Annotated in this window: 12 protein-coding genes; 5 read left to right on the top strand and 7 right to left on the bottom strand. The window is 36.9% G+C overall.

Going from position 1 to position 11,316, the window contains the following annotated elements; all coding sequences use genetic code 11:
* Nucleotides 1-13: 13 nt before the first annotated feature.
* The 6 genes from SB717_RS10030 to yneA form a co-directional block, all read right to left on the bottom strand.
* On the bottom strand, nucleotides 14-226 hold the full coding sequence (locus SB717_RS10030) for a YneF family protein (RefSeq protein ID WP_013058772.1): 213 nt from the start codon (nucleotides 224-226) through the stop codon (nucleotides 14-16).
* Between the two features lie 90 nt (nucleotides 227-316).
* Entirely contained in the window at nucleotides 317-757 is a 441-nt protein-coding gene (sirA, locus tag SB717_RS10025; RefSeq protein ID WP_074677174.1) for a sporulation inhibitor of replication protein SirA, read from the bottom strand.
* 148 nt (nucleotides 758-905) lie between these two features.
* Entirely contained in the window at nucleotides 906-2,912 is a 2,007-nt protein-coding gene (gene tkt, locus SB717_RS10020) for a transketolase (protein ID WP_013058774.1), read from the bottom strand.
* A gap of 167 nt (nucleotides 2,913-3,079) precedes the next feature.
* Nucleotides 3,080-3,310: a DUF896 domain-containing protein gene (locus SB717_RS10015; protein WP_013058775.1), complete on the bottom strand. Its 231-nt coding sequence runs from the start codon at nucleotides 3,308-3,310 to the stop codon at nucleotides 3,080-3,082.
* A 69-nt stretch (nucleotides 3,311-3,379) separates the two neighbouring features.
* Nucleotides 3,380-4,048: a YneB family resolvase-like protein gene (locus SB717_RS10010; RefSeq protein WP_410903648.1), complete on the bottom strand. Its 669-nt coding sequence runs from the start codon at nucleotides 4,046-4,048 to the stop codon at nucleotides 3,380-3,382.
* Nucleotides 4,049-4,101: 53 nt separating this feature from the next.
* The gene (gene yneA, locus SB717_RS10005) at nucleotides 4,102-4,431 is read right to left on the bottom strand and encodes a cell division suppressor protein YneA (RefSeq protein ID WP_074677180.1); all 330 of its coding nucleotides are present in this window, start codon (nucleotides 4,429-4,431) and stop codon (nucleotides 4,102-4,104) included.
* Between the two features lie 146 nt (nucleotides 4,432-4,577).
* Between yneA and lexA the strand changes: the two genes are divergently transcribed.
* The 5 genes from lexA to SB717_RS09980 all read left to right on the top strand — a co-directional run bounded on the left by lexA (nucleotide 4,578) and on the right by SB717_RS09980 (nucleotide 10,288).
* Entirely contained in the window at nucleotides 4,578-5,195 is a 618-nt protein-coding gene (lexA, locus tag SB717_RS10000) for a transcriptional repressor LexA (RefSeq protein ID WP_013058778.1), read from the top strand.
* A gap of 211 nt (nucleotides 5,196-5,406) precedes the next feature.
* Nucleotides 5,407-6,852, top strand: a complete 1,446-nt coding sequence (locus SB717_RS09995) for a magnesium transporter CorA family protein (protein WP_410903640.1) — start codon at nucleotides 5,407-5,409, stop codon at nucleotides 6,850-6,852.
* A gap of 543 nt (nucleotides 6,853-7,395) precedes the next feature.
* Nucleotides 7,396-8,901 carry an ArnT family glycosyltransferase gene (locus SB717_RS09990; RefSeq protein WP_410903639.1) on the top strand — a complete coding sequence of 502 codons (1,506 nt, stop codon included), beginning with the start codon at nucleotides 7,396-7,398 and terminating at the stop codon, nucleotides 8,899-8,901.
* A 20-nt stretch (nucleotides 8,902-8,921) separates the two neighbouring features.
* The gene (locus tag SB717_RS09985; RefSeq protein WP_410903638.1) at nucleotides 8,922-9,296 is read left to right on the top strand and encodes a GtrA family protein; all 375 of its coding nucleotides are present in this window, start codon (nucleotides 8,922-8,924) and stop codon (nucleotides 9,294-9,296) included.
* A gap of 14 nt (nucleotides 9,297-9,310) precedes the next feature.
* Complete coding sequence (locus SB717_RS09980) at nucleotides 9,311-10,288, top strand: glycosyltransferase family 2 protein (RefSeq protein WP_410903637.1); 978 nt, start codon at nucleotides 9,311-9,313, stop codon at nucleotides 10,286-10,288.
* 38 nt (nucleotides 10,289-10,326) lie between these two features.
* Here the strand turns inward: SB717_RS09980 and SB717_RS09975 are convergent, their stop codons facing one another.
* Nucleotides 10,327-11,304, bottom strand: coding sequence for a cation diffusion facilitator family transporter (locus SB717_RS09975; protein WP_410903636.1), 978 nt, complete (start codon nucleotides 11,302-11,304; stop codon nucleotides 10,327-10,329).
* Nucleotides 11,305-11,316: the final 12 nt, after the last annotated feature.

The following is an 11,316-nucleotide window of genomic DNA, read 5'->3' as shown; positions in this document are numbered from 1 at the left end:
GTCCAATTAACCATTATTTAATTTGGCCGTTCATTGCTTTCATCATTTGGTTAATTTTTTTCTGCGATGGTTTCATGCCCATTTGCATCATCATCATTTTTAGCATTTGTTCATTAATTGGTGGATTTTTCTTCAGATAGCTCATCATATATTTACGAGCAATGAAAAATCCTAGCGCTATCCCAACAATTAATGCTAGAACACCAACTAGAATATACATTCCCATGGTATTACTTCCTCCTTCGTGTTGTCTAACTTACAGTGTACTAGACCATACGCTATTATACAATATTTCCGTTCCAATTTCCTTAAATAATTACACAAATTTTCTTGTTTTCACGGGCCTCAGCCAGCCGTATTCATCCGCTCCATAATTCACTGCTAAAAAACAAGGATCTAGCTTGCGTAATACTTCAAAAAAAGCTGTCTCAGCATCAACATTGCCATCTCCTTCAATTGTTATACAGCGATTCGTTAATTTTATAGATGCTCGACTTTTTTTATAAGGATATTCCAGCACAAACGTCTCTTGATGAGCAAAAAAATGAGGATAATGAGAAAACGCCTGAAGCAATTCTCGTTGAATAAATGAAATGGGCAGTTGGCGAGTAATGTAATGAACTTGTTTTTGTAAGTGCGTTTCCTGCAAGTGACGTTTCATTCTATATTCAATCAGCAGCTGATAAATGAGCTTTTCTCTTCGAAAATAGGATGATGCAACTTCTTCCTCCATTAAATATACTTCATACGTTCTCACGATTCATCCTCCCTTTCGGCTCGTTCTTTTTTGTACCATTATACCGAATGGTGTACGCAATGCTTGTCTATCGATGAAAAAATTCCTTTGTTTTTTTGTCGAAAAAAAGAGCAGACCATAGGAGTCTGCTCTTTCTTGTGAAAAAGAATTATGCATTAAGCAAGCTTTTCACTTTTGCTACTACATTTTCAACTGTAAAACCAAATTCTTTCATGATTGTTTCACCAGGAGCAGATGCACCGAAGTGATTAATACCAAGAACTTGTCCTTCGTCTCCAACATAGCGTTCCCAGCCAAGTGTAGAAGCCATTTCAATACCTAAACGTTTTTTCACTGATTTAGGGATAACACTTTCTTTGTACTCAGCAGATTGCTCTTCGAAACGGTCCCATGCAGGCATACTTACTACAGATACGTCAATGCCTTCTGCAGCTAATGCTTTTTGTGCTTCTACTGCTAGGCTTACTTCAGAGCCTGTTGCAAGTATTAATGCATCCGCTTGGTCTTTACCAGCTTTAGATACAACATATGCACCTTTAGACACGCCTTCGTATGCATTTTCTTTTGTCCCTTCAAGCGTTGGCAAGTTTTGACGAGTCAATACAAGCGCTGTTGGGCGGTCAGTTGACTCTAATGCTAAGCGCCATGCAGCAGCTGTTTCGTTTGCATCTGCAGGACGAACCACTGAAAGACCTGGCATTGCACGAAGTGATGGCAATTGTTCAATTGGCTCATGTGTTGGGCCGTCTTCTCCAACTGCGATACTATCATGTGTAAATACATATGTTACAGGAAGTTTCATTAAAGCTGCTAAGCGAATTGCTGGGCGAAGATAATCAGAGAATACAAAGAATGTTCCTCCGAATACTTTTACACCGCCGTGTAGAGCCATACCGTTTAATGCAGCTCCCATTGCAAATTCACGTACACCGAACCAGATATTACGTCCGCTGTAATCAGCTGCAGTGAAGTCTTCTGAACCTTTAATCATTGTTTTATTTGATCCAGCTAAGTCAGCTGAACCGCCGAAGAATTGAGGTACAGCTTGTGCTACTGCGTTTAATACTTCTCCAGAAGAAGCACGGCTAGCTAAGCTTGAACCCGTTTCGTATGCTGGAAGCGTTTCTTCCCAGCCTTCCGGTAATTTTCCTTCTACTGCTAGTTCAAATTGACGACCTAGTTCAGGATATTTTTCTTTATACTGTGCAAATACATCGTTCCATTCGTTTTCTTTCTTTTGGCCATCTTCAGCAATTGTAGCTTTGAAGTGAGCATACACTTCTTCTGGCACATAGAAATCTTCTTCAAATGTCCATGCATAAGCTTCTTTTGTTAATTTTGTTTCATCGGAACCTAATGGAGAACCGTGCACGCCAGAAGTACCCGCGTGGTTTGGAGAACCAAATCCGATTGTTGTTTTTACTTCAATTAGTGTTGGGCGTGTTAAATCGCCTTTTGCTTCTTCAATTGCGTTTGCAATCGCTGTCAAGTCATTGCCGTCTTCAACGCGGATTACTTGCCATCCGTAAGCTTTGAAACGATCTTCTACGTTCTCAGAGAACGAGCGATCTAAATCTCCGTCTAAAGAAATATCATTTGAATCGTATAAAACAACTAAGCGTCCTAATTTTAAGTGTGCCGCTAATGAAGCTGCTTCAGCAGATACACCTTCCATTAAGTCTCCGTCACCACAAATACCATACGTAAAGTGGTCTACAATTTCTAAACCTTCTTTGTTGTATGTTTCAGCTAAATGACGTTCTGCCATTGCTTTACCAACAGCCATTGCAATACCTTGTCCTAGTGGGCCAGTTGTTGCATCAACACCTGCTGTATGACCGAACTCCGGATGACCTGGTGTTTTGCTTCCCCATTGACGGAAGTTTTTAAGGTCTTCAATTGATAAGTCATATCCAGCTAAATGAAGCAAGCTGTATAATAGTGCCGATCCGTGTCCTGCTGATAATACAAAGCGGTCACGGTTGAACCAGTTTGGATTCTTTGGATTGATGTTCATAAATTTTGTCCACAATGTATATGCCATTGGAGCAGCTCCCATTGGCATACCTGGGTGACCTGAATTTGCTTTTTCAATCGCATCGATTGATAAGGTACGAATTGTTGCAATCGAAAGATCTTCAATACGTTGTGTCATACTCTTCATTCCTTTCAAAACTATGTACATATGTTATCATACTAATGATTTGCTTATTTGTACAATACTTGAACCAAAAAAATTTCCACTTTTATAGTTTTTGTGCGCCTTATTAAAAATATACAAAAAACTAGAGGGAGCACTCCCTCTAGTTTTACTAGAACGTCTTAGTGAAGACGCTTCTTTTTACTCTCTTTTAACTTCTTAGGCGTAACATCTTTACCTTCTTCGTCTACAACTTTAATCGTATGAAGGTGATTTGTCATAGATTGTCGGAAAACTTTTAAATATTCCTGACGTAGCTCTTGCTGTTCTTTCGCTTCAGATTCTGTCAGACCTTCAGCCTTTGCCTTTTTTGAAAGAGCATTAATACGAGCAAGTTTATCTTTTGATAGCATATAAAACCTATCTCCTTATAATCAATAATTAAAATTACCGAACCGTTCCGGCAACATGTAGTCATCTTACTAAATCTCTTTCGTTTTATCAAGAGATTGAGCACTCTCTTGGTACTCTTGATAGCGACGATGTACCGTCGCTTTTGAAATATTATAGCCAAAACCTTTTAGCGTAACTGAAATTTCAGCAAAGGTTAAGCCGTTATGACGAAGGCGGACAATTTCTTCAATCGGCGCTTCTTTTTTTTCTCTTCCCGAGTTAACTCCTTGATTTTTTAAATTTTTCTGCGGACGATAACCGTTTTCTACGGCTCTTTTCATTCCTCTTTTAATTTTAGCATTATGTAATTTCCGCTGATGCTCTTCCACTAAGCTAATAATATCTAACACCATCGAATCAGATTCTGAAAGCTGAAGCTGACCTTGATGACTAATCGTATAGATCGTAGCATTCTCTTTATGAAAAGCATGAAGCAGCGCAATTCGGGCATTTCCTCTGCCTAATCGTGTTTCGTCTTGAATGAGCAGCACGGATATTTTTTCTTCCTTCATTGTATGAAGAACATCCAAAATACCCTCTCTGTCTACTTCATATCCGCTTGCTTTTTCCATTACGACTTTTTTTACGTCTAGATGATGAAGACCAGCAAGCTTTTTTAATTCTTCTTGCTGGCGCTGTAAAGATGTTTCTTGGGTTTTTTTATCCGTACTGACACGGCAATAAATAATGGCGTCCACTTTTATCACGACCTTTTCGGCTTCTAACAATATTCAGGAACGGCCGTTACACACTACTGTTCAATTGCCACTTGATTACGTAACTCTTTTTTTAAAACAGGAATATATAATTTATCTCCAGGAGATAAAGACTGGGCAGTGTCTGAGTTTAAATCATTGACGTCTTCAACCCATTTGACAAATTCATTGGTGGTCAAATGATGGTGATTATGATACTTGTTGGACAATTCCCAAAGCGTATCCCCTTTTGTAATAGTAACCGTTGAATATTTGTCTAAATCTACTTTATCCGCTCCTAAAACCAGCGTCAATACATATGTAAGTGCAGCGATAACTGCAAAAAAAATAGCGTAATGTTTCATAGAATGTAAGAATTGGTGCATATTATGATCCCCCTATCAGAATATATGTTCTTATTTTATTGAGAACATTTGTTTCTGTCAATGGAATTCTTCGAACTTATGTTTGTATATTGACACATCACGTGGTATAATTCACCTAAAGAATAGCTAAAATCGAGGTGAAAAATATGAAGCTATCAAAACGTCAACAAGACATACTAGATTTTATTAAGCACGAAGTAAAATTAAAAGGTTATCCGCCTTCTGTTCGTGAGATTGGGGAAGCGGTAGGATTAGCCTCTAGCTCCACTGTACACGGGCATTTAGCTCGTTTAGAAAGCAAAGGGTTAATTCGCAGAGATCCAACAAAACCAAGAGCAATCGAAGTTCTTCAACTAGACGAAGTCAACATCCCTAAAAGCAATGTCATTAATGTTCCTGTTATCGGTAAAGTAACAGCGGGTCTTCCTATAACAGCCGTTGAAAATGTGGAAGAATATTTCCCTCTTCCAGATAAATTCGTTTCTCCAGATGATCATGTATTCATGCTTGAAATTATGGGAGAAAGTATGATTGAAGCAGGTATTCTAGATGGCGATATGGTAATCGTACGCCAGCAGCAAACTGCTAATAATGGAGATATTGTGGTCGCTATGACCGAGGACAACGAAGCAACGGTAAAACGTTTCTTTAAAGAAGAAAATTTCGTTCGTTTACAGCCTGAAAATTCAACGATGGCGCCTATTATTCTTCGCCACGTAACGATTTTAGGAAAAGTAACTGGTGTATATCGCACGATTCACTAATCACACACTGTATGTAAAACCAACTAATCATGATGTTAGTTGGTTTTTTTACGTTTGTTTTCTAAAAAAATTGGCATATTATAAATGATACGTCGGATCATTGCAGGCAGGTAGAGCGGTTTTTATAAAGCCTGTTTTACCTTTTACTTTCTATCTGCATTTTTTCGACTCTCAAAAGGAAATACTACCGACCATAAGAAGGATGTAGTTTATGACCAATACACCAAGGAAAACAGAACCATTTCAAACTATTATGCCTACCAAAGCAATGCACATGTTTCTTTTTCCTTTTTCCTTTGATCGAAAAAATAAAGAGCAGCTTGTTCATGCACTGAAAGAAAATTTATTCGAGTTTTTTTCCATTCAAAACAAACATTTAGAAAAAGAATACTATGGAGAACAGTATTACGTATCTCATGATAGCTTGGATCAATATTTTCTTCCTTACATTGAATGTATTCTATTTCCTGATTCATGCGAAAAAGAAGGGTTGCTTCGATTTTCAAAAAAAATAGACCATACCGTTACGCTACAAACTTCCTCCGCCACCGTGTCTAGCAACGTGCTGTCTGTGGATGTTTTTTTATGTCCTTTTGAAATTGGCGTCATGACCATTCGCACTGAGATGAGTCATAATCATTACACCTATGATGATATTTTAGAATTCATGAATCATTTTCGTGTATTAGAACCGAAGCTTGCTGAAGAGCATGGATCCACCATTACCTATGAACATCATCGCTATAGCAAAGTACAGGATTATATTTTTTCACAGCTCGCGCCATTTTTGAACGAACACATCAAAAAAGAAGCCACACGTGAACAGCACGTCGGGAGTCTTCCTTATTTTATCGATGAACGGATGTTTGTATTAAGTTATGTAACGGTAAATCAAGAGCAAGAGATTAACTCCACAACGTTATTTCGTACTGGGCAGCTAAATAGCTATACGCCTGACGGAAAGCCGTTTATCTCTGCACACAACCATGAGTATATTAAAACGTATAATACCAAACACGTGTATTCCAGATGGGCTCCTGAAACCTATTACGTCATAACAGACCATGTGTTTTCGTGTATTTCTAAATCGACAGACTCTAAAACGGATCAGCTTTTGATGAATCATCTATTTGGCCAGCATTACTATAATTTATTTTTACATTTTTTCTATAAAATCGTGTTGTTAAAATTATCTTATGAGTATTCTCAGCTCACGTTTCATAAAAATTCAGAGGGCATTGAACGACTAATCCGCTCTATTACCGTATTTTCAGGTAAATATTTATTTTTAGAAATTAGCTCTCGCACAGAAGGTCAAGAGTTTTCTGAGCTCTTCAAAAAAATCTTCCACATCAATTCTCTTTATCAAGAAGTCAAAGAAACCCTTGGCACTTTGTATCAAAATCAAGAAAAAATCGCGGCCAAGCGTCACAATTACTTATTATTAATTTTAACGATTTATACCGTTCTTTCCGGTATTTACGGAATGAATTTAGTTATTAGCAAACTAAAGGGAAACATCCATTGGGATAGTATGAAGCAGTTTTCTATCTTTGAATATATCGCTTTAATAGTAGCTTTATCAGGAATTTTGATCAGCATTAGTCTCGGAGTGAGTTCCCTATGGAATTTATTAAAAGATCGATTTAAAACATAAAAGCTGTTCGCATCAGAAAACACATGATAAAAAAGAAGAGATAAAGACATAAATAAATCAATCGAATCTAAAGGGGAACAAATGGAATAAATAAGCTAATAGGGATTGCTTGTTACACCGCTGCTGATTTCCGTGCAAGACTACGCTTTCCACGGGCGGCCGATGAGCCTCCTCGTCGCTTACGCTCCTGCGGGGTCTCACCTTTTCCCGCAGGATTCTTCGTCTTGCCCTCCAATCAACTGCCGGAAGGAACTAAACAAATGAAACCTACGTTCACCATAAAAAAACAAACCACTAATCAAACATGGTGATCAATGGTTCGTTTTTCACTTCGACTAAAATCCTTTTTTTCCAACCTCTTTTATCTATTACTAAATCACTGCCTACTCCGCTGAACCTTTTATCAAACATTATGCCGGTATTGTAATTTCAGAACAATCTAACATTATCCTCTATAAGAAAAATATATACAAAATAATAAAATATGGTATCATAGGGTAGGAATTTTGTACCTTATCTATGAAATAATTTGCAGGAGGTAATATGCTTAACTCATTTTTATCCAAAAGCCTGATTCTTTTATGTGTCATTATTCTTACGTGGTCTCTATGGGGCAGTTATAGCGCGATGACAAATTCATTGGAATTAAAAGGCTTGGCTTTAAGTAATTCATTTATTATTGAAGGAATATTTATCACTTTCCTTGTCATTTTTCTAATAGCTATTGCAAGTAGATACATGAACAAAACTGTTTTTTTTATTTCACTGATCGTTTTGACCTTAGGTATTCGATTAGCATGGATGCTTTCTGTTCAAACGCCTGTAAAATCTGACTTTCTTGTCATGTTAGATGCCGCGCGTAATATAGCAAAAGGTAATTATGAATTTAATCAAAGCGTTTATTTCACTACATGGGTATATCAGCTAGGCTTTTCATTCTATGAATCTGTTATTATTCGCTGTTTTGGAGATAACATTTTTATATTAAAATTGTTAAATATTTTTTATTCCACTGGAACCGTTATTTTTATTTATTTAATTGGCGGTAAAGTATTTAACGAACTTGCTGGGAGAATGGCAGCTTTTCTATATGCGTTCTACATTCCGAACATTCTCTATAGCTCAGTGTTAACCAATCAGCATTTAGCTACTTTTTTATTTTATGCAGCTTTTTACCTTATTATAAAAAGATTTGCTCATAACAAGTTTAGCTGGCTTTATATTGGCCTTCTATTGTCGTTAGGAAATTTAATGCGCCCTCTAGGACCGATTATTATCGTTGCTGTTTTCATTTATTTCATCTTGCAAATTCTTCAACCTTACATTAAAAAGAAGGATGCTGCTGAGTTAAAAACTCGTCGAAAGAAAATAGGAAAAAACCTCGTAGGCGTACTGGCTACTTTTTTTATTGCAAATGCGCTGATCAACTATTCTTTTGTAGCTAGCGGTATTTCTAAATATCCTTTAAGTAACAGAGATCCTTTATGGAAATTCGTCATTGGCTTTAATTACGAAACAAGCGGTTCTTATTCTTCAGAGGATGCTAGTCGTTTTATGGGCATGCCAATTGGAGAAAAACGAGCTGAAGCAGAAAAAGAAGTAATTAAAGAGCGTGTAGCAGATAAAGAGCAACTTTTAGATCTCTTTCACATTAAATTCCTGAATATGTGGGGAGGAACGGATGCATCTACATTTTGGAGTATTTCATTAACTCCTCAAGAAGATGTACCTTTTAATAAAGAGAAATTAATTAGTGCTGCTCAAAGTTATGAAAGAATCATTTACGTTTCAACTACTATTCTTTCCATTATTGGACTTATATGTTTATTCCTGAAGAAGCAGGATAAATATCCGTATACACTGTTTTTATTACTAATCATAGGGTACGTTCTTATTCACTTGCTTATTGAAATTCAAACTCGCTATCGATTCTTTATTTTTCCAAGCTTTATGCTGCTTGAAGGGTTTGGTATTTCAGTGATTCTATCTTATTTAATAGTACGATTTACTAAAAATAAGCCTCAGACAAAATGTGAAGAGATAAATTAAATGGAAGGGATTATGCAACCGTGATAAAATTCCTGAAATTCGGATTTGTAGGGATAATGAATACCCTGCTCACCATTATCAGTTACTTAGCACTCATCCACTTTGATATGAATTATATATTGGCTAACGTACTATCTTATTTCATTGGCGTCATAAACAGCTACTATTGGAACAAATCGTGGGTGTTTCAAGCAACTGTACATAAATGGATGTTAGCTCAATTTTTCATCGTAAACCTTATTACTTTAGCAATTAATACATCTTGCTTATTCCTTCTTGTACACTATACACCTGCTAATCCAATCATTGGACAACTGTTGTCTACTTGTATAGGAATGTTTATCAATTTTTCCCTCAATAAAATATGGACGTTTAAGCATACAAACAATCATTAGATAGGAGGTAAAGCATGAAAGAACTAATTTCAATCGTGGTACCTATGTATTTTGAAGAAGAAGTAGCTAATGAATGCTACAATCGCTTACTTTCCGTCATGCATAAAAACCACATTAACTATGAATTCATTTTCGTCAATGACGGTAGCACAGACCGAACAATTGAAATCTTGAAGGACGTAGCTGCTATGGATTCTAATGTAAAAGTTATTGATTTTGCTCGTAATTTTGGGCACCAAACTGCCGTAACAGCAGGCATTGATTATGCTGAAGGGGATGCTATCGTTATTATTGATGCAGACTTACAAGATCCGCCTGAAATGATTCCTGAATTAATTGCTAAATGGCAGCAAGGCTATGAAATTGTATATGCAAAGCGCAAGAAACGAAGCGGAGAGACCTTTTTTAAATTAGCCACGGCTAAGTATTTTTATCGCTTTTTAAATTATATGTCCGATATTGAAATCCCGAAAGATACGGGAGATTTTCGTATTATCGATCGAAAAGTAGCGGATGTATTCAAAAAAATGACTGAACGTAATCGTTTTGTACGGGGAATGATGTCTTGGATTGGCTTCAGGCAAACATATGTAGAATATGAGCGCGATGAGCGCTTTGCTGGTGAAACAAAATATCCTTTAAAAAAGATGATCAAGTTTGCTTCAGATGGAATTATTGGGTTTTCAACGAAACCTTTACGTTTAGTAATGGTTATTGGCCTGTTATCGGTTTTTGTATCACTTTTAGTTTTAAGTTATTCGATTGTTGTTTGGCTGATAGGTAAAAACATTCAGCCTGGCTGGACTTCCATTATGGTAGCTATCACCTTCTTTAGCGGTATTCAGCTACTTGGTTTAGGTCTAGTCGGACAATATATCGCAAGAATTTACGATGAAAGTAAAAATAGACCTATTTACGTTGTACGTGAAACCATTAACTTCTCGGAAGCTTCAACAGATTCTCCAAACGTACGTGAAAAAGTATATAGCTAAAAAAACAAGGAAGAAAACAACTGTTTTCTTCCTTGTTTTTATTCTTTTTGAAGCTGTAAATCACTTGACACCCAGTCCGGAATTCCATCATCTTCATCAAACTCAATAATGACATCCGTTACTCCTTTTTCCTGTAAAATACGATTTTCCAGACGATCTTTAATATCATCAGCTTCGGCCACTGTTAAAGAAGGATCAATTTCTACTTTTAATTCAACGTGAAGCTCTTCTCCTTCTTTCATCACCATTAATGTTTGAATATCACGCACTTGTACATCTTGCATGACAATCGCGCCAATTTTTATTTCCATTTCTTTATCTGCTTCGCCAAGGGCTCCCGCAGCGTTGTCTAAAAATACTCGTCCTACTACAAAAAACATCATAAGCCCAATTAAAATAGAAGCAATTCCTTCAGCTTGGTGAAAAGGTGTAAACCGTGAAATAAAAACCGCTATTAATGCCAGTACGCCTCCTCCAGTAGCTACCAGATCTTCCATAAAGACCAGCTTAGTTGCTGGCTTTGCTTTCCTTAAATGAAAAAAGCTTTGCGTAAAAACATTGACCTCTGCGGTATTGATCCCGACATCGTGCAAAATTTCTTTCATTGCCTTAAATAGGACAAACATCTCAAGCAATACCGAGATGCCAAGTACTGCAATATTTAAAATAAAGCCTGAAGACTTCGTCGGATGGAGGATGTGATGATATCCTTCTTTAATCGTTTCAAACGCCATAATTCCTACTACAAGAACAGCTCCTAATAGAACAAGATTAACCAATCGTCCGAAGCCGTTTGGAAATCGTTTGGTCGGGGCTTTTTTACTTAATGCCGAACCTATAAAAACAAAAAACTGATTAGCTGCATCTCCTAAGCTGTGCATCGTCTCAGCAAACATTGCTACGTTCCCTGTTAAAGCGAAAGCAATCCCTTTAATGATAGAGATAATGGTATTAACTATAGCAGCCATGAGGGCCGATTTATTTCCTTTTCGCAACAATTTAATTAATTCACTCATGCAACCCCTCCG

The sequence above is a fragment of the Priestia sp. SIMBA_032 genome (assembly GCF_046535215.1).
Lineage (GTDB): Bacteria > Bacillota > Bacilli > Bacillales > Bacillaceae_H > Priestia > Priestia aryabhattai.
The sequence above is the reverse complement of the archived record's forward strand: the minus strand, read 5'-3'. Positions and strand labels throughout refer to the sequence as shown.

What these genes read in the sequence shown, in the direction of transcription:
- SB717_RS09980 (WP_410903637.1), top strand. Translation starts at nt 9,311, where the DNA reads ATGAAAGAACTAATTTCAATCGTGGTACCTATGTATTTTGAAGAAGAA.
- yneA (WP_074677180.1), bottom strand. Translation starts at nt 4,431, where the DNA reads ATGCACCAATTCTTACATTCTATGAAACATTACGCTATTTTTTTTGCA.
- SB717_RS10030 (WP_013058772.1), bottom strand. Translation starts at nt 226, where the DNA reads ATGGGAATGTATATTCTAGTTGGTGTTCTAGCATTAATTGTTGGGATA.
- SB717_RS09995 (WP_410903640.1), top strand. Translation starts at nt 5,407, where the DNA reads ATGACCAATACACCAAGGAAAACAGAACCATTTCAAACTATTATGCCT.
- tkt (WP_013058774.1), bottom strand. Translation starts at nt 2,912, where the DNA reads ATGACACAACGTATTGAAGATCTTTCGATTGCAACAATTCGTACCTTA.
- lexA (WP_013058778.1), top strand. Translation starts at nt 4,578, where the DNA reads ATGAAGCTATCAAAACGTCAACAAGACATACTAGATTTTATTAAGCAC.
- SB717_RS09990 (WP_410903639.1), top strand. Translation starts at nt 7,396, where the DNA reads ATGCTTAACTCATTTTTATCCAAAAGCCTGATTCTTTTATGTGTCATT.
- SB717_RS10015 (WP_013058775.1), bottom strand. Translation starts at nt 3,310, where the DNA reads ATGCTATCAAAAGATAAACTTGCTCGTATTAATGCTCTTTCAAAAAAG.
- SB717_RS09975 (WP_410903636.1), bottom strand. Translation starts at nt 11,304, where the DNA reads ATGAGTGAATTAATTAAATTGTTGCGAAAAGGAAATAAATCGGCCCTC.